Consider the following 21076-nt stretch of genomic DNA (forward strand, 5'->3'; position numbering starts at 1 on the left):
CCGAGACGGGGTCCGGAGGCCCCTTCCGGATGCCGCTACAGCCAGCCCTTGCGGCGGAAATAGACCAGCGGCAGGATCGCCGAGACGACCATCAGCAGGAGCGCCAGGGGATAGCCCCAGGACTCGTCCAGTTCGGGCATGAACTGGAAATTCATGCCGTAGATGCTGGCGATCAGGGTCGGCGGCAGGAACACCACGGCGACGACCGAGAAGATCTTGATGATGCCGTTCTGCTCGATGTTGATGACGCCGAGCGTCGCGTCGAGCAGGAAGTTGGTCTGGTGGCTGAGATAGCCCGCATGCTCGCCCAAGGACCGCAGGTCGCGGTTGAGGCTCTTCAGCAGCGCCTTCTGCTCCTTGTCGAGCCGGCCGGCGCTGACCGTCGCCAGATAGGCCACCAGCCGGTCGAGCCCGGCCAGGCTGTCGCGCACCTTGTTGGTGACGTCGCCGATCCGTCCGATGTCGCGCATGACCTCGCGCAGGGAGTCGGGCTTGCGCGCCCGATCGCGCGATTTCGCCGGCAGGGGGTCGTCGAACACGCGGCGGCTGATCCCGTCGACCCTGCCGCCGATCAGTTCCAGCACGTCCGCCGCGCGGTCGACGACGGCGTCCAGCATGCCGAGCAGCGCGCTCTCCGGCCCGGCGATCAGCTCGGGCTGGCGCTGGAGCCGGACCGCGAAGGTGTCGACGCTCTTGGGCTCCACGTAGCGGACCGTGACCAGATGGCCCGGCGTCAGGATGAAGGTCAGGACGCCCAGCCCCGGATGCTCGGTGTCGGCGCGGGTGATCACCGGGGTGGTCATGTAGGCGCTGCCGTTCTCGACATAGAGGCGGCTGGAGACCTCGATCTCCATCATCTCCTCGTGGGTCGGCAGGTCGATGCCGAGAAGCCGGGCGATGACGCCCCGCTCCTCCTCGGTCGGGTGGAGCAGGTCGATCCAGACGGCGCCGTCCGGCAGCGCGGCGCCGGTCTCCAGCGGCTCCTTGAAGACGCCCGCTTCCGTGTGGCCGTAGGCGGTGATCATGGCGCCGCGGGGGAGGCGCCAGGGGAGGAGGCGGGAATCGCCACGCCTTTCTGCCGGCAGGTGGCGGTCAGCGTGTTGAGCAGCAGGCAGGCGATGGTCATGGGGCCGACGCCACCCGGCACCGGCGTGATGGCGCCGGCCACGCGGGCCGCCTCGTCGAAGGCGACGTCGCCGACCAGCCGCGTCCTGCCCTCGGAGGCCGCGACCGGATCGAGCGAGGGGACCCGGTTGATGCCGACGTCGATCACGGTGGCGCCCGGCTTGATCCAGTCGCCGCGCACCATCTCCGGCCGGCCGACCGCGGCCACCAGGATGTCGGCGCGCCGGCATTCCTCGGCCAGGTCGCGGGTGCGCGAATGGGCGGTGGTGACGGTGCAGGACGCCGCCAGCAGCAGGCTGGCCATCGGCTTGCCGACGATCGAGGAGCGGCCGAGCACCAGCGCCCGCCGGCCGGAGAGGTCATCGCCCAGCACGTCGTTCAGCAGCATCATGCAGCCCAGCGGCGTGCAGGGCACCATGCCGGGCAGCCCGAGCGCCAGCCGGCCCGCGTTCTCCACGTGGAAGCCGTCCACGTCCTTGTCCGGGTCGATCGCGGCGATCACCGCCGCCGGGTCGATCTGCGGCGGCAGCGGCAGCTGCACCAGGATGCCGTTGACGGCGGGGTCGCGGTTCAGCCGCTCGACCAGGCCGATCAGCGTCGCCTGGTCGGTGGAGTCGGGAAGCCTGTGCTCGAACGAGCGCATGCCGGCGGCTACCGTCGCCTGTCCCTTGTTGCGGACATAGACCTGGCTGGCCGGGTTCTCCCCGACCAGGACGACGGCGAGGCCGGGTTGCAGCCCATGGGCCTCGCCGAGGGCGGCGACCTGGAGGGACAGGCGGTCGCGCAGGCGCTGGGCGAAGGCCTTGCCGTCGATGATGCGTGCCTGGCTCATGGCTTGGAACTTCCGGACGGATCGGTTGGAACGGACAGGGTGGTCAAACGGGTCATGAGGTCGGCGGGATCGCCGGCGACATGCAGGATCTTGTTGCGGTCGGTGGCGCCCGCAACCAGCGTGATGGCGGACCTGGGCACTTTCCACTCCTTCGCCAGCAGCCGGACCAAGGCCTCGTTGGCGCGGCCGGATTCGGGCACGGCGGTCACCATCACCTTGAGCACGGCCTGCTCCCGCCCCGACTGCCCCCGCTCCGCGTGCCCGGCTCCGGAGGACGATCCGGCACCGATCCCGGCCACGGCGTTGCGCGACGCCCTGGGCGTCAGCCGGACGGCGACCGTCACCCCGTCCGCGACCGGCTTGAACGGCATCACACCAGGAACGCGTACTCGCGCAGCAGGTTGCGGATGAAGAAGATCAGCAGGATCACGACGATCGGCGAGAGGTCCAATCCGCCCAGGTTGGGCAGGATGCGCCGGATCGGTCCCAGCACCGGTTCGGTCACGCGATAGAGGAAGTCGCCGATCACATAGACCGCTCGGTTGCGGGTATTGACCACGTTGAAGGCGACAAGCCAGCTCAGGATCGCCGAGGCGATCAGGATCCAGACATAGAGCCCCAGAATGGTATCGATCAGCAGGAAAAGAGATTGCATGGTCTACCGGGCCGCAGGACAAAAAAATGCGCTGCACCCTACCCTCCCCACCTGCCTCAGGCAAGCACCGCAGCCTGCGGAGCCGAAAGCATATTTCGACGCAGGACGCTTGACAGACCCCGTTCCGCCCACCATTATCCGGCCCACTCCACCGCGACGGTTTCGGCGGTGTGAGGTTCAGGTGTGGGGCCGTAGCTCAGCTGGGAGAGCGACGCGTTCGCAATGCGTAGGTCGGGAGTTCGATCCTCCTCGGCTCCACCAATCCTCCTTAAAATTCAATATTACTGGTTACAGGCAAGACGGCTCCGTAGGCAGGTCCTGCGAACCTGTAGGCGATTCCCCACAAAAGCTCCTGCCTCCAAGCTTCCGATAGTTTCGAAGCCTGCTGGCAAGCCGGGATGCCGTTGCGGAACCTGTTCGACGGCGGGAGTGGGCCAAGCCGGGAGCAGCATCCTCCACACCGGCGGCGTTGCGCCCTCACCGGTTGCCTGTAAATTCGGTTTTGAAGGCAACTGCCGGAGCGGAGGGGCGTATGCGGCTTTCCCCGCCACCGGAAGCTTTTCGAAGAAGGAACGTCTGTCCGGGTACCAGCGCCCGAGCGTTACGCAGTCCATAAGCTGATCGTCGCGGCACGGCGACGCGCCGACCCGGGCGGACGGCTGAAAGCGGACAAGGATGTCGCCCAGGCCGGCATCCTGATCGAGGCCATGGCTCCCAGGCGTCACCATGATCTCGCCGACGCCTGGACCGAGGCATGGTCGAGGGGACCGAGATGGCGAAGCGCCCTGGTCGAAGGCCTGTCCCGGCTACCGGACGAGCAATCGGAAATGCTGGCCGCCGCCATCCGGCGGGCCGGCGGGAGCTGGGGGTTCAAGGCGGAGGACGTGGGCTTCCTGAAAGACGGACCTGTCGGCGCGGGAACGGCGGGTGATGGCTCTCAGCCACCGTCCAAACCGGGTTCTTCGCCCTAGCTCCGTCGCCGGCTCGTCGGTTCCACGACCAGATTCGGCGGAGCGGCGTTCGGGTCAGCGCCCTCGGCGGTGACGGTCCGGCGCAGGTCGCGGCGGGATACGCTCCGCATCGGTTCCGGGGCGGCCCCGCCGGCGGTCTCCGTGTCGATCTCCGCGCGCACCTTTGCCGCGGCCCCGGGGGCCATCAGTCCCAGGCCGGCGGCGTGCTCGGCCATCGCGAGGCTGTCCGAGGCCAGCACCATGCTGCTTCCGGCCGCCGTGACCGCCTTCGCCAGTTCCTCGATCTCGGCGATCCTGTCCGCGTCGCGGGACACGTTGCGGATATAGACGGCCAGCACCCGGCCGGGGTGCTCGTCCACGATCCGGCGGTAGACTTCGGGATCGTGCTGGCCGCTGTCGCCGACCAGGACGAACGGCAGGTCCTGGTAGAGCCGCAGCATGTTGCCGATCAGCTCGCGTTTGTGGTCCTCGGCTTTGCGTGGCAGCGGGCTCTTCCAGGTGATGCCCCATTCCCGCAGGAACAGCACCGGCCCCACGGGAATGCCGTGCATCCGGAAGAACTCGTCCAGCACGTCGTAGATTCCCCAGGGAGCGCGCGATACGTAGAGCATCGGGTTCCGCTCGTCGCCGCCGGCCCCGTCGTGGAGCGCGCGGTACAGGGCCGCCGCTCCCGGGAAGGCCACCCGGTTCTCGGCGTCCTGGACGAACAGCCGCCACAGCATCTTCAGCTTGCCGGCCACGCCGGTGAACATCACGGTGTCGTCGATGTCGCTGATCACCACGTATCGGCAGCGCTCCGGCGGAACGAAGATGTCGGCCCGGGCGTGGACCGGCTCGGGCTGGTCCAGCGTCAGGTCCATGGACCGCCATTCGTCCCCGGACGGCGGCAGCGGCTGGTGCCGCAGATGCACCCTGAAATAGCCGTCCTTGTCGGTCTCGACCCGCTGCTCGGCCCCGCCGAAGCGGGCGGTGACCGTGGCCCCGGCGACCGACCGGCGCGCGATCCGGCGGCCGATGTCCCGCAGGTGGTCGGCGATGTCCTCCTCGCCGCCGCCGTGCTGGGTGCGCGACTGCTTGAAGACCCTGCCGATCAGGAAGACTTCTTCCCGCGAGCCGTAGCCCCGGTAGGGCTGGAGCACCACGCCGCGCTTGCCGTGGGCGGTGCGCACCGGGCGCGCGGCCAGATCCAGGATCCGCGACGCCGCCCGCTTCCATTTCCTCGTCCTGCCGCCCTTAGCTCCGTCGCCCGTCGTCATGGTCCGTCTCCGCCGATCCGCCGTTATCATCAATGGCCGGATAGACGAAACATTCCCGGAATGATCCTGTTTCCGGCGCCTCTGTAAATCGGCGGGCGGGCTTCGTACCTATGGTTAAACCTTAGAGGAACCAGAAATGCGAAAGCCCGTGGTCGTGACGATCCCCCACCAGCTCGGACGCGAGGAGGCCAAGCGGCGCCTTCAGGACGGCATGGGGCAGGTGCGCTCCCAGCTCGCCGGCGTGGGTGCCTCGGTGGAGGACCACTGGTCGGAGAACCAGATGCGCTTCGAGGTCGCCGCCCTGGCCCAGACCATCGGCGGCCGGATCGACGTGCAGGACGACCTGGTCCGGCTCGAAGTGGACCTGCCCTGGGTGCTCGCCATGCTGGCCGAGAAGATCACCGGCCGGATCGCCAAGCAGGGAACCCTGATGCTCACCAAGGGCTGAGCCGCCTCAGGCCCGGCCGGCCGCCAGGTCGCGCAGCGGCTCCGCCTGCGGATTGGAGACGTTGCGGCTGACCAGGATGTCCACCGGACGCACGGAACGGCCGTAGTAGGCGGCGTTCCAGGCGTCGCGCGTCGTGATCACCGAGCCGTCCAGGGTGATCCCGCCATAGAGCCCCCGGGAGCGCGAGAAGGACAGGATGTCCGACGTCGCGACCCGGGCGCCGGCTCCGACCGGTCCGGCCGCCACGCCGACGTCGGCGCCCAGCTTGAGGCTGTTGCCAAGCATCGCGTCGCGGCCGCGCACGCTGCGGATCATCAGGATCACCTCGGCGACCTCGGCCCCGGCCTGAAGCCCCACGCTGCCCGCCGCCACCGTGTAGAAGGCGGGATAGCTCCAGCTTCCGCCGGCGCTGTCGCGCGTGATCAGCACCCCGTTGCCGCCGGCGCCCCCGAAGATGAAGCCCGCGCGCAGGAAGGTCGGCACGATCAGCAGGCCCTGGGCCGCCGGAAGGTTGTCGCGGAACCATGTCATGTTCGGATCGCGCGTGAAGTTGGACAGGGTCGTCGTCGCGGCGGTGACCAGATCGGCGGGAGCCTCCTCGGTCCGCGGCGCCGTCGACGAGCAGCCCGCGACGACCAGGGAGACCGCGGCTCCCTGTGTTCCCAGCACCAGAAAACGACGACGTGACAGAGTGGCATCCATAGTGGCTTCTCCTCCCGCTTGAATGTCCGATGACGGCGATTGCGCCGGGACCGTCAGTTCGGACGGCCCGCCGGTTGCTTCGACAGGCTGCGTTGCATCGCCTTGCGGCCGTCGCAGTCGCGCTCCTGCTCACCTCTTTCCGATCCGTTCTCGGGAACCGGGCACTCCCGGGGGGCCACGGCCGCAGGGGCCGCGACCGCATCGCCGCCGGCCAGGACCTCGTCCTGAAGGGCCTTCAGATGGCGGGCCAGCGCCTCGTGCGCCTCCGCCTCCATCTCGCGGTAATGCCGGATGACGCTGTCGCCGAACGCGGTCAGGCCGGCGCCGCCGCCTTTGCGGCCGCCGACCATGGCGTTCACCACCGGCTGGCGGAAGGTCTGGTTGAGATCGTCCACCAGCAGCCAGGCGCGCCGGTAGGACATGTCCAGCTCGCGCGCGGCGCTGGAGATCGACCCGCAGCGCCGGATCGCCTCCAGCAGCGCCACCTTCCCCGGCCCCAGCGAACCTTCCGGCTCGAAATCGATGCGCAGCCTCAGCTTCGCCATGGCGGTTGATTCCTCAACTCTGTTCTTGGTCCTTCTACCCCGACTTCACCCTGCACGGCACCCTACAAGGCGACGCTTCGTCCCGCCGGACCGGGAAAGACCCGGTCGAAGGCGACGCTCTTGACCAGCGCGAAGACCGGCGTGCCGACCCCCAGGCCCAGCCGATCGACCGAATGGCGGGTGACCCGCGCCAGCAGGAACGATCCGCCGAGGTCGATCCTGACGTCGCGCGACGGTCCGGCCGCCTCGCCCAGCTCGACGATACGCCCTTCCAGCATATTGTGCACGCTGATCCGCGAGGGCGGCTCCAGCGCCAGGATCACGTCGCGCGCCTGGATGCGCACCCGGAGCGGCTGGCCGACGGCGAGGTCGAGCAAGGGCACCGTCAAGGTTCCGCCGGGAAACCGCAGTTCGGTCAGCCCGGTGGCCGGGTCGTGGCCGGCGACGGCGGTGTCCAGCACGGCCCCGGCCTCCAGCCCGCCGATCACGGCGCCCACGTCCAGCCGCACCGACAGTTCCGCCACGGTGCCCGCCGCCCGCACCCGTCCGTCGGCCACCAGCACCAGGGTGGTGGCGAGCCGCACCACCTCGTCCACCGAATGGCTGACGAATACGATCGGGATGTTCAGCTCGTCCCGCAGGCGCTCGATATAGGGCAGGATCTCCGCCTTGCGCTCGGCGTCGAGCGAGGCCAGCGGCTCGTCCATCAGCAGGATGCGCGGCTGGGCCAGCAGCGCGCGGCCGACCGCGACCCGCTGCTTCTCGCCGCCCGACAGGCTGTAGGGCCGGCGCTTCAGCAGCCCGCCGATGCCCAGCAGGTCCACCACCGGCTCCAGCGCGATGCGCCGCTCCTCCTTCGGCACCCGGCGCATGCCGTAGAGCAGATTGTCCTGAACCGACATGTGCGGGAACAGGCGCGAGTCCTGGAACACGTACCCGGTCCGCCGCCGCTCGGCCGGCACGTCGATCCGCCGCGCGCTGTCGAACAGCGCGGCGCCGTCCAGCAGGATATGCCCGGCGTCCGGCCTCGCGAGGCCGGCGATGGCGTTGATGACGGAGCTCTTGCCCGACCCGCTCCGCCCGAACAGGGCGGTGACGCCCCGGCTCGGCGCCTGGAACCTGATGTCCAGGTCGAAGGCCCCTTGCCGCCGCCGGATCGCCACGTCGAGCATGCTTCTGCGTTCCCTGGAGAGTTGAGTAATGGTTGAGTGCTTTGTTGGGCCACAGATGGACGCAGATAAACACAGATAAGAATACAAACGATCAATGTATTCGATATACTGGCAGGAATTGAATTAATGTTAGAAATATTGTATTTTTTTATCTGCGTTTAATCGCGGTAGGGACGCCCGTTACCGGGCGCCCCCCGCACAGAACCGGACGTGCCCGATTAAGGCATCCGGCTCCCACCTTGGGTGTTTGACGCGGAAGCGGTTTCCGGGCCAGGGATGGATGATGCGCGGCCGTGGTAGCCAGCAGTCGGCAAGGCGCGTGAGTTTGTCCCACGGTGTCTTGTCCTTCTGGCTGCGCCGACGCAGCGCCCTCATCCACAGGACGCCGACATGGTAGCGCAGGTTGGCAAGGGCCCGGTAGTTGGTCGGGACGGCGAAGTAGGCGTAGAAGCCGCGCATCACCTGTCCCAACCACCGGCCTTGCTCCGGGATGCCCTGGTGCCAGCGCCGCCGGAGTTCCTCCTTGATTTCCTTGAGCTTGGCCTGCTTGCGCTGGCGCCGGGTCTGGCGTCGCAGCAGGAAGCCGCCACGCCGGGACCGCCCACAGATGTGGGTGAAGCCCAGGAAGTCGAAGGTCTCCGGTTTGCCCGCGCCGCGCTTGGCCCGGTCGGCAGTTGCCTGCCGGCCGAACTCGATCAGGCGGGTCTTGTCGGCGTTCAGTTCCAGGGCGAACCGCGCCAGGCGCTCCCGCAGGTCCGCGAGGAACCGCTCGGCGTCCGACCGGTGCTCGAACCCGACGACGGTGTCGTCGGCGTAGCGCACCATGACCATGGTCCCGGTCGCGTGGCGATGGCGCCACTGCCGGGTCCACAGGTCGTAGACATAGTGGAGATAGACGTTGGCCAGCAGTGGCGATGCCACCGCCCCTTGCGGGCTGCCGGCCGTCGCCGGCTGCCGTTTCCCCGTCTCGTCCACCACGCCTACCGTCAGCCACTTGCGGATCAGCCGCAGGACGCGGGCATCGCCGATCCGGTGTTCCAGGAACCGCATGATCCACATGTGGTCGATGCTGTCGAAGAACGCCCGGATGTCCGCATCCAGGATCCAGTTCACCCGGCACTCGCCGATCGCCACCGCCAACGCGTCGAGCGCGTCGTGCTGCCCCCGTCCCGGCCGGAAGCCGTAGGAGAAGCCGAGGAAGTCTTCCTCGTAGATGGCGTTCAGCACCTCCACCAGCGCCCGCTGGACGATCTTGTCCTCCAGTGCCGCGATCCCGAGCGGCCGCATCCGGCCGTCCGGCTTGGGAATGAAATGCCGGCGTGACGGGTGCGCCCGGTAGCGGCCGGAATGCACGCGGTCCTTCAGGTCCGCCAGCCGTTCCTCCAGCCCCTCCGCGTACTCCCGCCACGTCATTCCGTCCACACCCGGAGCCGCGTCCCGCTTCAATGCCCGATAGGCAAAGCGCAGCAGGTCGGTATCCACGTGCGTCAGAAGGGTGGTGAACCGCTCCTCCTTTCGCTCCCGTGCCGCTTGACGTATGCGCTCCAGCCCCGAGAGCACGGGTGCCCGGTCCTGAGCCCGGCCCGTGTGCGGCGGAGACGCATTCCCCTCGGCCCCACCCCTTCCCTCCACCGGCTCCGCGTCCGCGTTCGCCGACTTCACAGGTACTATGGATGGGTCTGACCTCTTCGGCGCGTGCGTCACCGGCTACGGCTCCTCGCCTTCCCGGTGCGGACCAGACGGCCATCGGCCTCTGGTCACGCCGAAGATCTCCCGGTTCCTGCGCAAGGAGCGTCCGCACATGCCAGGGTCTCTGACCACGCCGGACCGCCGGGGTGCTCGCATGACGCACCCCGCCGTATCGCCTTCCAGGCACAGAACCCTGTCGGCATCCGGGATCGAGATTCTTACGCGGCTCAATGGCTGGCCTATGCGCTCCCCTGTCAACGCTTCGCCGACAGCCTCACGACCGCCGCCGCATGACTCGGGGCCGGTGTGGGGCGCTACTCCTTCACCGTACAGGACTTTCACCCGCTACTCCTTGCCGGTCTCCCGGCGCTCTCTGCGTCCATCTGTGGCCAAAAAAACCCTTAAAACCGCCCCATCATCCGGCGCACCCGGCGGCCCAGGTACTCGGACAGGATCAGGGCGCCCAGCGACAGGCCGAAGGACAGGGCCACGAGCCGCGCCGCCTCCGCGTCGCCGTCCGGCGTCTGCGTGGCGGTGTAGATCGCCAGCGGCAGGGTCCGGGTCTCGCCTGGGATGTTCGACACGAAGGTGATCGTCGCCCCGAACTCGCCCAGGCTCGCGGCGAAGGCCAGCACGGCGCCGGACAGGATGCCCGGCAGCATCAGCGGCAGGGTGATGGTCAGGAACCGGTCGAGCGGGCCGGCCCCCAGCGTCCGGGCCGCCGCTTCCAGCCCGGTGTCGATCGCCTCGATCGCCTGCCGGATCGCCCGAACCATCAGCGGGAAGGCCATGACACCCGCCGCGACCGACGCGCCGGCGGAGGTGAAGATCAGCCGGATGCCGAAGGTCTCCAGCAACCACGACCCGACCGGCCCGCGCGTTCCCAGCGTTATCAGCAGCAGGTATCCGATCACCACCGGCGGCAGCACCAATGGCATGTGGATGATGCCGTCGAACAGGGACTTCCCCCAGAAATCGGCCCGGGCCAGGATGAAGCCGGCCAGGATCGCGAAGGGCAGCACGGCCAGCGTGCTCCAGGTCGCGACCCACAGGCTGAGGCTGAGCGCCTCGATCTCCAGGGGGGTCAGCATCGGCAGGCCGCCCCTCAACCCTGCGTCGCGGGGGCGGGGGTGAAGCCGTATTTCCGGAACACGTCGAAGGCGTCGGGCGATTTCAGGAAGGCCAGGAACGCGGCGGCGTCCGGCGCCTTGCTGGTGGATGTCCGGGCGACCGGGTAGATGATCGCGGGATAGCTGTCGTCCGGGAAGGCACCGACGATTTCCACGCCCTTGTCCACCTTGGCGTCGGTCTCGTACACGATGCCGTACAGGGCCTCGCCGCGCGACACGAAGGCCAGCGCCGAGCGGACGCTTTCGGCGCGGACCAGCTTCGGCTCGACCTTGTCCCACACGCCCAGATGGGTCAGCGCCGCCTTGGCATACCTGCCGACCGGAACGCTGTTCGGTTCGCCGGTCGCCAGCCGGCTCTCGCCCAGCCGCTGCAGGATCGGGAAATCGCCCTTCGCGATGGTCATCGGGCTGGCGGCTGCCTTGGGAGCGATCAGCACCAGCCGGTTGCCCAGCAGGTTGGCCCGGCTCTCCGGCCTGATCAGGTCACGCTTGGCCAGATAATCCATCCAGTCCAGGTCGGCGGAAATGAAGATGTCGGCAGGGGCCTGCTGCTCGATCTGCTTGGCGAGCGCCGAGCTGGCGGCGAAGGACAGGCCGACCTTGGTGCCCGTCTTCTGTTCATAGAGCTTCGCCACCTCCTCCAGGCTGTCCTTCAGGCTGGCGGCAGCCATCACGAGCGTGTTCCGGGCGTGGGCATCGGGAGCCGCAGCGGCACCGAAAGCCGTCAGGGCGACGGCGAGAACCGCCGCGAGGAAGGTGCGCCGGTTCGGAAAGGCTGCCGAAATCTTCATGTTCGATGCCCTTTCAGAAGAGTTGTATCCAGTCATATACAACGGAAAAACCGCGTCTTGTAAACCGCTTTCCCGTGCCGCCCCGATGCCGCCGCTGTACGATAAGGCCATGATGCCGCCTGAAACCATTCCCGATCCGACCTCCCGCCCGCGCATGCGGGGATTCGCCGCGCGGGCCGGCCTGGAGCAGGCCTGGGCCTGGATCGACGCCCGGTCCTCCGCGCGCGACGCCGAAACGGTCGAAACCCGGGAAGCCGTGGATCGCCACGCCGCGTCCGACATCACCGCCGGATGCGACCTGCCGCCGGCCGACCGGGTCGCGGCGGACGGCTTCGCGGTCCGCGCCGCCGACACCGTGGGCGCGTCCGACTACAACCCGATCCCGCTGGGGCTCTCGTGTCCGCCGGTGGCGGTGTCGGTCGGCGACGCCGTGCCGCCCGGCACCGACGCGGTGGCCGCCGTCGATCAGATCCGTTCCGATTTCGGAATGATCGAGCTGGTGGCTTCCGTCGCCGAGGGCGAAGGAATCGAGCGGCGCGGCGACGATGTCGTGGCCGGAACGATCGTCCTGGCGGCAGGAAGGCGAGTCCGCGCTTCCGACGCCGCCCTGCTGACGGCCCTGGGCATCGACACGGTCGCTGTGGTGCGCCGCCCCGTGGTCCGCATCGTCCCGGTCGGGCGTGACGTTGGAGACGGCGGCGACCTCGACTCGCCGATGCTGGCGGCGCTGGTCGAGCGGGACGGCGGCATCGCCGAGCGCCGCCCCGCCGTGCCCGACGGGTTGGCCGCCCTGCGCGGGGCGCTTGCCGAACCCGGCGCCGACCTGATCCTGGTGGCGGGCGGCAGCGGCCTGGGCGAGACCGACCGGTCCGCCGAGGCGTTGGCCGCCGCCGGGTCGCTGGATATCCACGGCATCGCCCTGCGGCCCGCGGACAGCCTGGCGCTGGGGATGGCCGGCGGCGTGCCGGTCGTGGTCCTGCCCGGCCAGCCGGCCCGCTGCTTCGCGGGGTACGAGGCGGTGGCCGGGCGGGCGGTGCGGCGCATGGCCGGCGGAAACGCCGGCTTTCCGTTTCCGCGGGCAACCCTGGTCACGGCGCGCAAGATCGTCTCGCCCGGGGGCTGGAGCGACTTCTGCCGGGTCCGCCTGGCGGGGGATGGCCGCGTCGAGCCGATCGGGTCCGGCGGCCTCGCCAGCCTGTCGTCGGTCGCCCGCGCCGACGGCTTCGTGCTGGTGCCGGCCGACCGCGAAGGGTACCCGGCCGGCAGCGCCGTGACCGTCCACCTGTTCGACCTCCCTGCCGGGGACTGACCGGGGCCATGGCGGCGACGTTCCTGCTCTACGCCGGCGCGGCGCTGGCCGAGATCGCGGGCTGCTTCTCCTTCTGGGCCTCGGCGCGGCTCGGCAAGCCCGCCCTCTGGCTGTTGCCGGGGATGGCCAGCCTTGCCGCCTTCGCCTGGATCCTGACCCGGATCGACGCCGACTTCGCCGGCCGTGCCTATGCCGCCTATGGTGGGGTATATATCGCGGCGTCGCTGGGCTGGCTGTGGGCGGTGGAGGGCGCGCGTCCCGACCGCTGGGACCTGGCCGGCACGGCCCTGTGCCTGGCCGGGGCCGCGGTCATCCTGTTCGGCCCCCGGAACGCTTGATCGGAATGTCTTAGGCGATATGCGTGAAGTTGGTTTTCCCCGAGGTGAGTGATGTCTGAGTCAGACCTGCGACGGAAGCTGCGCGCCGCGGCCCGGCAGGAACAGTTCCTTGAGGTGGTCGGCCGGGACGAGGCCGCGGCCCGGTTCCACCGCCACCTGACCCTGGCCCCCGTCGGGTCCGAGACAGTCCCCCTTTCCGGCGCGCTGAACCGGGTGCTGGCCCGCGACGTGGTGGCCGGGGTCGACGTTCCGGGCTTCGACCGTTCCGGCGTCGACGGTTTCGCCGTGCGTTCGGCCGACACGGTCGGCGCGTCGGAGGAGCGGCCCCGCGTGTTGACCCTCAACGCCGAGGTACTGACCCCCGGCCAGGCTCCCGCCCTGACGGTCGAGCCCGGCACCGCGACCCTGATCGCCACCGGCGGCATGGTGCCGCGCGGGGCCGACGCGGTCGTGATGGTCGAGCATACCGATGTGATCGACGGGACCGAGATCGACGGGGCGGATGACGCTATCAGGGTCGAGTTCCACCGCGCCGCGGCGCCCGGCCAGTTCATCGCCTATGCCGCCAGCGACATCGCGCGCGGCGAGACGGTGCTGCGCGCCGGCCGGCTCCTGACCTCGCGCGAGATCGGCGTGCTGGCCGCCATCGGCCGCGCCGAGGTCGAGGTCTGCCGTCGCCCGCGCGTCGCCGTCCTGTCCACCGGCGACGAGATCGTGGCCCCGGGCGATCCGATCGCCCCCGGAAAGGTCTATGATTCCAACGGGGCCATCGTCGCAGCCGCGGTCGCCGAGCTGGGCGGCGAGCCGGTCCCGATGGGCATCCGCCCGGACGACGAGGCGGCGCTGCGCGACGCGGTGGAGCAGGGTCTTTCCGGCTGCGACATGATGATCCTGTCGGGCGGCACTTCCAAGGGCGCCGGCGACCTGTGCTACCGGGTGATCAGCCGCTTCACCGATCCCGGCATCGTCGTCCACGGCGTCGCCCTGAAGCCCGGCAAGCCGCTGTGCCTCGCGGTGACCGGCGGCAAGCCGCTGGTGGTCCTGCCTGGCTTCCCCACCTCCGCGATCTTCACCTTCCACGAGTTCGTGGCCCCCGTGATCCGGGCGCTGGCCGGCCTGCCGCCGGAACGCGGCGAGACCATCCCCGCCACCCTGCCGATCCGCCTGACATCGGAACGGGGCCGGACCGAATTCTCCATGGTCTCGCTGGTCCGCACCGACGCCGGGCTGGCGGCCTACCCGCTCGCCAAGGGCTCCGGCGCGGTCACCGCCTTCAGCCACGCCGACGGCTTCGTCGCGATCCCCCAGCACGAGGAGGCGGTAGAGGCCGGCACCGATGTCACCGTCCAGTTGATCGGCCGGGGCGTCGAGCCGGCCGACCTCGTGGTGATCGGCAGCCACTGCGTCGGCCTCGACCATCTGCTGGGGCTGCTCCAGCGGCGCGGTATCACCGTCAAGGTGCTGAACGTCGGCAGCATGGGCGGGCTGACCGCGGCCCGGCGCGGCGAGTGCGACTTGGCTCCCGTCCACCTGATGGACCCGGCGACCGGCCGCTACAACGAACCCTTCCTGAGCGAGGGGCTGACGCTGGTCCAGGGGTACCGCCGCCTCCAGGGCGTCCTGTTCCGCCCCGGCGACCTTCGCTTCGAGGGCCGCGACGCCGCCGGGGCAATGGCGGACGCCGCGGCCGACTCCGGGTGCCTGATGATCAACCGCAACCCCGGCAGCGGCACCCGCATCCTGGTCGACCGCGTGCTGGCCGGCGCCCGCCCGGCCGGCTACCAGGCCCAGGCCAAGTCGCACAACGCGGTCGCCGCCGCGGTGGCGCAGGGCCGGGCCGACTGGGGAGTCTCGATCGAAACGGTGGCGGCCGACTACGGGCTGGGCTTCCTGCCGCTCCAGCCCGAGCATTACGACTTCGTCGTGCCCGCCGGCCGCCTGGACCGCCCGGCCGTCCAGGCCTTCGTCGCCCTGCTGGCCGACCCGGAGACACGGCGCTGGCTGGAGGGGAAGGGCTTCAGCCCGGCACCGTCTCCCCACTGAGCAGGCCTGTCGGCAGGCCGTCCATGCTGCGGGCGTTCTTCTCCCGGCGGTAGGCTTCCAGGCCCTCCTCGCCCTTGGCCGCCGCCCAGCGGTCCAGGTTGCGCCGGTCGTCGCGGTAATCGAACAGCGGCACGCCGTACCCGCAGGAGGTCTGGACCAGATCGACGTCCAGCACGACGATCTGACGGGCGCCGGTGGGCTCCTCCCCGCCGAACGCCTCGGACAGCATGCGGGAATAGTCGGCACCGCCGCGATGCAGCACCCGGCCCCTGCCGTACAGGCGGAGGATCGAAGGCGCGCCCTCGAACGCGCAGAACATGATCGTCAGCCGCCCGTCGGCCAGCAGGTGGGCCGCCGTCTCGTTCCCGCTGCCGGTCTGGTCGATATACGCGACCGCGTTCTCCCCGAGCACGCGGAAGGCGTTGGCCGGCTTCGGCGACAGGTTGACCCGCGTCCCCTCGGCGGCCGACGCCGTGAAGAAGATGTGCTGCCGCGCGATGAAGTCGCGGTGCGCGCCGGTGATATGGGGGAACTGCTTTGCCATGGTGCCGTCGTGCTCCCGGAGTTCCGGTCACCTTACCGTGTTTCGGGCGCTGTCGAACAGCCAATCCTCCAGCGCCGGCAAGGCCGTATCCGTCCGCCTCGTGGAGGTCGAAAACCATCATCGGATGCGCGCTCATTATAATTTTCAGGAGAAACTATAGGAAGCTTACGGCGCCACGCGCTCGACCAGGCGGCGCAGGGTGAGGCCCTGGACGATGATGGTGAAGACCACGACCACGTATGTGGCGGCCAGGATGATGGATTTTTCCTCGACCTCCGGGATGGAGAGCGCCAGGGCCACCGAGATGCCGCCGCGTAGGCCGCCCCAGGTCAGGATCGGGACGGTGCCCCGGACGAACGGTGTCCAGCGGTCCAGGACCAGGACCGGCAGGGACACCGACAGGAAGCGGGCGCCCAGCACCAGCGGGACCGCGACCAGCGGCAGCCAGCCGTAGGAGGTGTCCAGGCGCAGCACCAGCACCTCCAGTCCGATCAGCAGGAACAGGATGGAGTTCAGGATCTCGTCCGCCAAGGTCCAGAAGCCGAACAGGTAGCGCTCGGTCAGGTCGCTCATGGCATGCCCCGGCCCCCGGTTGCCGATCAGCAGCCCGGCGACCACCACCGCGATCGGCCCGCTCATCTCCAGCCGGGACGCCAGCGCATAGGCTCCGGTCACCAGCCCCAGCGAGATCAGCACCTCGACCGAGTAGTTGTCGATCTGCTTCATCGCCTTGTACGCGGCGAAGCCGGCGGCCAGCCCGAGCGCCGCCCCGCCCAGCGCCTCCAGCGCGAACAGTTCGGCGACGCCGCTGAAGCCGGTGGCGCCGTGGCCGGAGCCGGCCGCCACGGTCAGCGCGATCGTGAAGATCACGACGCCGACGCCGTCGTTGAACAGGGACTCGCCGGTCATGTCCATCTCCAGCGACTGCGGCACCTCCACCGCCTTCAGGGTGCTCAGCACCGCCACCGGGTCGGTCGGGCTGATCAGCGCGCCGAACACGAAGCACCAGCTCAGCGGCACCGGAACGCCCAGCAGATCCGAGGCGAACCACAGGCCCACGGCCACGATCGTGGTCGAGAGCAGCACGCCGAACGTCGCCATGACGCCGACCGCCCAGGCGCGGCTGCGGAGCGCCGACAGGTTGACGTGGAGCGCCCCCGCGAACAGCAGGAAGGCCAGCATGCCCTCCAGCACCGTCCGCTTGAAATCGACCTGGCGGATGATCCCGGCCAAGTCCTGGTACAGGGCGGTTTCGGGAAAGGACAGCTCGACCAGCAGCAGCACGATCGAGGCGGCCAACCCCATGACCAGCAGGCCCACCGTATCCGGCAGTCCGAGGAAGCGGCTGTTGAGCCAGCCGAAGGCCGCCGTCAGGACGAGCAGCACCGCGATCAGTTCGAAGGGAGAGAGCATCTTTCACCGGGACGGAATGGGAAGGGAAGGAAAGGCTGACGGGACCGTCTGCCCCTGCTAACCGCCGGAACCCGGAAAACGTCCTCCCGGACCGCTCCCTCCCGCCTTCAGGATCCCTCGGCCAGCGTCCGGCCCCGCGCGGCGGCCCGGTTCACGGCGGCATCCACCCCGTCCAGGAAATCCGCTTCCCCGCGCCAGAACGGCAGGGGACCCAGCGTCGCGGCCAGCACCGTCGGCGCGCCGGGCGGCGACGCCGCGCCGAACAGGTCGGCGGGGACCGGGCGCCCCTGCCAGAACGCGGCGGCGTCGGCGCGCAGCGGTGCGGGCGGCACCGGCGGCGGCTCCGGCACCGCCGTCTCGGCCGGCCCGCCGAGCAGGGCCACGAAGTCGTCGCGCGTGCGTCCGCGCAGGCGGAACAGCAGGAAGGGGTCGGTGTCGAAACTCTCGGCCAGCAGGTAATAGACCGCCGCCACGTGCTTGCACGGGTTCGACCAGTCGGGGCAGGCACACCGGGTCTCGAGATCGCCAAGCCTCGCCGGGAACAGCGGCGCGCCGGCCGCCTTGAAAGTGTCCTCCAGGGTTTCCGGCATCTCCCCTCCGATCAGGCGGGCGGCGCTCCAGGTATCCTCCGACACCGCTTCGCCGACCTTCCGCCATTGGGCGTCGGTCAGCGGCTTCATCCGTATCTCGACCTCGTAGGGCCAGGGGCGCGATCCCTGGACCTTGGCGGCGACCACTCCCGGTTCCACCGTGAGGTCGAGCACCTGGCCCTTGCGGGCATAGGTGCGGCCCCGGCCCAGCCGCCCGCCGATGTCGAAGCTCTCCAGCACCTCGATCCAGCGCCGGCCCCACCAGCTCTCGGCGAAGCCGCCGCGCCTGCTGCGCGCCTTGATCCCGCCCCTGGCCTCGCGCGGGCGGGTCGGTCCCCATTCGTACCAGGACATGACGGCGCTCCTCCCCTATTCCACCGCGTCGCGGCCCAGGCTCAGCAGGTCGCGGAGCCGGGACGTGTCCAGTTCGGTCAGCCAGTCCTCGCCGGCGCCGACGATGGACTCCGCGACGCTCCTCTTGGCCTCGATCATCTCGTCGATCTTGTCCTCCAGCGTGCCCGCGCAGAGGAACTTGTGAACCTGCACCCGACGGGTCTGGCCGATGCGGAAGGCCCGGTCTGTCGCCTGGTTCTCCACGGCCGGGTTCCACCAGCGATCGTAATGGAACACGTGGTTGGCGGCGGTCAGGGTCAGGCCGGTGCCGCCCGCCTTCAGCGACAGCAGGAAGACCGGCGGCCCGGAACCGTCGCCGGCCTGGAAGCGCTCGACCATGCGGTCGCGCTTCGCCTTGGGCACGCCGCCGTGCAGGAACGGCACCTCCCGGCCGAACCTGTCCTGAAGATGGCGCTGGATCATCCCGCCCATCTCGGTGAACTGGGTGAAGACCAGCGCCTTCTCCCCCACGGCCAGCACCTCCTCCATCATCTCGGTCAGCCGGGCCAGCTTGCCGGAGCGGCCCTCGATCGCCGTGTTGTCGCCCAGGAACTGGGCCGGGTGGTTGCACACCTGCTTCAGCTTCGCCAGGGTCGCCAGCACCAGCCCCTTGCGGCGGATGCCCTCCGCCTTCTCCATCTCCGCCAGGGATTCCTCGACCACGGCGGCGTAGAGCGACGCCTGCTCCCGGGTCAGGGTGCAGAACACCTTCATCTCCAGCTTTTCCGGCAGGTCGTCGATGATGGAGCGGTCGGTCTTCACCCGGCGCAGCACGAAAGGGGCGGTCAGGCTTTTCAGCCGCGCCATGGCCTGCTCGTCGCGCCGGGTCTGGATGGGGGTGAAGAAGTTCCGCTTGAAGGCGGCCTGGGTGCCCAGGAAGCCGGGGTTCAGGAACTCCATCAGCGACCACAGGTCGCCCACGTTGTTCTCCACCGGTGTGCCGGTCAGCGCCACCTTGTACCCCGCCGGCATCGCGCGGGCGGCCTTCGCCTGCCGGGTCTCGGCGTTCTTGATGTTCTGCGCCTCGTCCAGGATCACCCCCGTCCAGGGGACCGACTTCAGCGCCTCCGCGTCGCGCTGGAGCAGGGCGTAGCTGGTCACCACGATGTCGTGCTTCAGGCATTGGCGGCGCAGCGCCGCGGCGGTCTTTTCCCGCGCGGCGCCGTGGTGGATCATCAGCTTCAGGCCGGGCGTGAAGCGGGCCGCCTCCCGATGCCAGTTGCCCACGACCGAGGTCGGGCAGACCAGCAGCACTGTCGGCTTCTTCTCGGACGTCTCCCGGTCGTGCTGCACCAGGGCCAGCGTCTGGACCGTCTTGCCCAGGCCCATGTCGTCGGCCAGGCAGGCGCCCAGGCCCCAGCGCCGCAGGAAGGCCAGCCAGGAATAGCCCCGCCCCTGGTAGGGCCGCAGGGTGGCCCGCAGCCCCTCGGGTGCTGCCAGCTCCGCGACCGCCTCCCGGCCGGTCAGGCGAGCCAGCAGGTCGTCGATCCAGCCCTCGGCGGCGATCCCCTCCACGTCGGCGTCGTCGCCGCCGCCCAGCGCCAGCCTGACAAGATCGCGGACGCTGGCCTGTTCGCCCCGCCGCTTCAGGCGCGCCGCCGCCTGCCGTATCTCCTCGGCGTCCAGCAGCACCCATTGGCCGCGCACCCGGACCAGCGGCGCCTTCAGCCGGGCCAGCGCCGCCAGGTCCTTGGCCGAGAGGGTGTGGTCGCCCAGCGCCACTTCCCAGTCGAACTTGACCAGATCGTCCAGGGACAGCCCGCTGCCGCCCTGCATCTTCGACGGGCGGACCTTGGCACGGGCGCTGATCCGGGTCTTCGTCCCCCGCGCGGTCCACCAGGCCGGCAGCAGCACGCCGAAGCCCGCCTGTTCCAGTCCCGCGGCAAAGCGGGTCAGGAAATCCACCGCCCCCGCGGCGTCGGTCTCGAAGCCTTCCGGGATGCCGCGCTTCAGGCTGGCCTCGACCGGCGGGCACAGCCGCCCGGCCTGGCCGAAGCTCAGCAGCAGGAATTCCCGCAGGTCCGCCCCTCCGCCGGTCAGCCGCGCCAGGTCGCCGTCCCCCTTCCAACCGCCCTTCCACAGGTCGGACGCGGGCACCAGCAGGCTGGGGTCGTCGTGGGGCTGCAGCAGATAACGCACCGTCCACGGGCCGGCGGGGCTGACCACGGCGGGGGCGCCGTCTTCGTCGTCGGGGTCGTCCTCGACGGAAACCGGCGGCTCCTCCAGCCGGAAGCACAGCCGGACCGGGCTTGCCGCCGTCAGGGCCACCGGCCGGCGCCACTGGGCGAGCCGCGCCTCGAACTCGCGGACCGCAGCCTCGTCGGCAATCACCCGGGCGTCGGCCCCCGTGAGCGCCGCCAGCCAGCGGTCGTCGAGAGTCTCCCCCGCCGGCTTCGGCGGACCGCCCGGTTCCGCGCGGATCAGGGAATCCGCCACGGCCGCGACGAATTCCGACAGCACCGCCGCCGGACCGGCGTCGGGCGGTGCCGCGACCGGAACCCCGCCGGAATCCCTGGCCGGACCCACGGCACGGGCCGCGTCGGGCATGCACCGGGCCAGCCGGGCCAGCGCCTGGGTGTCGCGGCTCAGGAATACGGGGCGCCAGCGGGCGAACACGGCGTCGCCGGCGCGGACCAGGTCGGGAAGCACGGCGCCGCGCGCCGCGACCGCTCCGGCGAAGCGCAGGGCCATGGCCCAGTAGGCCAGGTCGGGGCCGGCGAACAGGCCGGGGCCGAAGGTCCCGTCCGCCGGGCATTCGGCGAGCAGCCGGACGATGTCGCCCGGTTCCAGCGCCAGCGCCACGGTGTCCCAGGGCGCCGGGGCAAGAGGGGTTGCCTCGTCCGGCGGCTCCTCGACCACGGGGCTGGAGGCCAGCGGCCCGTCCGGCCCCGTGGGCAGCCAGAGCGTCACGCGGCCCACCCCGGCCGCGAGTTCCATGACCTCGGCCAGGTCGTCCAGCGCCTCCGCGCCGATGTCGAAGGGATTCGAGGGCGGCCGCGGCTGCTTCGTCCGCCGCCCGCGCGGGGCCGGAAGCGGCACCGCGGCGGACCGCGCGGTCTCGCCCCAGAGCCAAAGCCGGCCGTCCCGGAATGCGGCATGAAGGAATACGCTCATGGCGCGACCATAGCCG

20 protein-coding genes and 1 tRNA gene are annotated in these 21076 nt (G+C 70.1%); 6 read left to right on the forward strand and 15 right to left on the reverse strand.

Annotated features, from left to right (window positions below; genetic code table 11):
- Positions 1-35 precede the first annotated feature (35 nt).
- The 4 genes from JL100_RS27040 to JL100_RS27055 are packed head-to-tail and all read right to left on the reverse strand — an operon-like array spanning position 36 to position 2612.
- Entirely contained in the window at positions 36-1025 is a 990-nt protein-coding gene (locus tag JL100_RS27040; protein ID WP_202683493.1) for a magnesium transporter CorA family protein, read from the reverse strand.
- On the reverse strand, positions 1022-1957 hold the full coding sequence (gene folD / locus JL100_RS27045) for a bifunctional methylenetetrahydrofolate dehydrogenase/methenyltetrahydrofolate cyclohydrolase FolD (RefSeq protein WP_202683492.1): 936 nt from the start codon (positions 1955-1957) through the stop codon (positions 1022-1024). The genes JL100_RS27040 and folD overlap by 4 nt, the downstream gene beginning before the upstream one ends.
- Positions 1954-2328, reverse strand: a complete 375-nt coding sequence (locus JL100_RS27050; RefSeq protein ID WP_202683491.1) for a DUF167 domain-containing protein — start codon at positions 2326-2328, stop codon at positions 1954-1956. Before JL100_RS27050 ends, folD begins: the two co-directional genes overlap by 4 nt.
- A complete protein-coding gene (locus JL100_RS27055; RefSeq protein WP_201075279.1) occupies positions 2328-2612 on the reverse strand; it encodes a YggT family protein in 285 nt (94 codons plus the stop codon). Before JL100_RS27055 ends, JL100_RS27050 begins: the two co-directional genes overlap by 1 nt.
- Before the next feature lie 185 nt (positions 2613-2797).
- Between JL100_RS27055 and JL100_RS27060 the strand changes: the two genes are divergently transcribed.
- Positions 2798-2873: transfer RNA gene (locus JL100_RS27060), tRNA-Ala, on the forward strand.
- A gap of 359 nt (positions 2874-3232) precedes the next feature.
- On the forward strand, positions 3233-3583 hold the full coding sequence (locus JL100_RS36895) for a GSU2403 family nucleotidyltransferase fold protein (RefSeq protein ID WP_407697031.1): 351 nt from the start codon (positions 3233-3235) through the stop codon (positions 3581-3583).
- Here the strand turns inward: JL100_RS36895 and JL100_RS27065 are convergent.
- Entirely contained in the window at positions 3580-4839 is a 1260-nt protein-coding gene (locus JL100_RS27065; RefSeq protein ID WP_202683490.1) for an App1 family protein, read from the reverse strand. The genes JL100_RS36895 and JL100_RS27065 overlap by 4 nt on opposite strands.
- A gap of 136 nt (positions 4840-4975) precedes the next feature.
- Between JL100_RS27065 and JL100_RS27070 the strand changes: the two genes are divergently transcribed.
- A complete protein-coding gene (locus JL100_RS27070) occupies positions 4976-5287 on the forward strand; it encodes a polyhydroxyalkanoic acid system family protein (protein ID WP_202683489.1) in 312 nt (103 codons plus the stop codon).
- Positions 5288-5293: 6 nt separating this feature from the next.
- On the opposite strand, the gene JL100_RS27075 is transcribed toward JL100_RS27070, so the two are convergent.
- The 6 genes from JL100_RS27075 to modA form a co-directional block, all read right to left on the reverse strand.
- Positions 5294-5989, reverse strand: coding sequence for a lipid-binding SYLF domain-containing protein (locus JL100_RS27075; protein WP_202683488.1), 696 nt, complete (start codon positions 5987-5989; stop codon positions 5294-5296).
- Positions 5990-6042: 53 nt separating this feature from the next.
- On the reverse strand, positions 6043-6534 hold the full coding sequence (locus JL100_RS27080) for a winged helix-turn-helix domain-containing protein (protein WP_202683487.1): 492 nt from the start codon (positions 6532-6534) through the stop codon (positions 6043-6045).
- Between the two features lie 62 nt (positions 6535-6596).
- Positions 6597-7706, reverse strand: coding sequence for a molybdenum ABC transporter ATP-binding protein (gene modC, locus JL100_RS27085; protein WP_202683486.1), 1110 nt, complete (start codon positions 7704-7706; stop codon positions 6597-6599).
- A gap of 180 nt (positions 7707-7886) precedes the next feature.
- Entirely contained in the window at positions 7887-9266 is a 1380-nt protein-coding gene (gene ltrA / locus JL100_RS27090) for a group II intron reverse transcriptase/maturase (RefSeq protein ID WP_407696907.1), read from the reverse strand.
- 530 nt (positions 9267-9796) lie between these two features.
- Positions 9797-10486: a molybdate ABC transporter permease subunit gene (gene modB, locus JL100_RS27095; RefSeq protein ID WP_407696911.1), complete on the reverse strand. Its 690-nt coding sequence runs from the start codon at positions 10484-10486 to the stop codon at positions 9797-9799.
- Positions 10487-10500: 14 nt separating this feature from the next.
- Entirely contained in the window at positions 10501-11316 is an 816-nt protein-coding gene (modA, locus tag JL100_RS27100; protein WP_202684941.1) for a molybdate ABC transporter substrate-binding protein, read from the reverse strand.
- 109 nt (positions 11317-11425) lie between these two features.
- Between modA and JL100_RS27105 the strand changes: the two genes are divergently transcribed.
- Genes JL100_RS27105 through JL100_RS27115 form a run of 3 tightly spaced genes read left to right on the forward strand, consistent with a single transcriptional unit; the run spans position 11426 to position 15006 of the window.
- Complete coding sequence (locus JL100_RS27105; protein ID WP_202684942.1) at positions 11426-12625, forward strand: molybdopterin molybdotransferase MoeA; 1200 nt, start codon at positions 11426-11428, stop codon at positions 12623-12625.
- Between the two features lie 8 nt (positions 12626-12633).
- Complete coding sequence (locus JL100_RS27110; RefSeq protein ID WP_202684943.1) at positions 12634-12963, forward strand: YnfA family protein; 330 nt, start codon at positions 12634-12636, stop codon at positions 12961-12963.
- 51 nt (positions 12964-13014) lie between these two features.
- A complete protein-coding gene (locus JL100_RS27115; RefSeq protein ID WP_202684944.1) occupies positions 13015-15006 on the forward strand; it encodes a molybdopterin biosynthesis protein in 1992 nt (663 codons plus the stop codon).
- On the opposite strand, the gene JL100_RS27120 is transcribed toward JL100_RS27115, so the two are convergent.
- From JL100_RS27120 to JL100_RS27135, 4 genes are all read right to left on the reverse strand, one after another.
- Positions 14981-15550, reverse strand: coding sequence for a pyridoxamine 5'-phosphate oxidase family protein (locus JL100_RS27120; protein WP_202684945.1), 570 nt, complete (start codon positions 15548-15550; stop codon positions 14981-14983). The genes JL100_RS27115 and JL100_RS27120 overlap by 26 nt on opposite strands.
- Positions 15551-15715: 165 nt before the next feature.
- Complete coding sequence (locus JL100_RS27125) at positions 15716-16963, reverse strand: cation:proton antiporter (protein ID WP_202684946.1); 1248 nt, start codon at positions 16961-16963, stop codon at positions 15716-15718.
- 107 nt (positions 16964-17070) lie between these two features.
- Positions 17071-17907: an SWIM zinc finger family protein gene (locus tag JL100_RS27130; protein ID WP_202684947.1), complete on the reverse strand. Its 837-nt coding sequence runs from the start codon at positions 17905-17907 to the stop codon at positions 17071-17073.
- A gap of 15 nt (positions 17908-17922) precedes the next feature.
- Positions 17923-21060 (reverse strand): DEAD/DEAH box helicase, encoded by a 3138-nt coding sequence (locus tag JL100_RS27135; RefSeq protein ID WP_202684948.1) that lies wholly within the window; start codon positions 21058-21060, stop codon positions 17923-17925.
- Between the last annotated feature and the right edge of the window lie 16 nt (positions 21061-21076).

This window comes from Skermanella mucosa (genome assembly GCF_016765655.2).
Classification (GTDB): Bacteria; Pseudomonadota; Alphaproteobacteria; order Azospirillales; family Azospirillaceae; genus Skermanella; species Skermanella mucosa.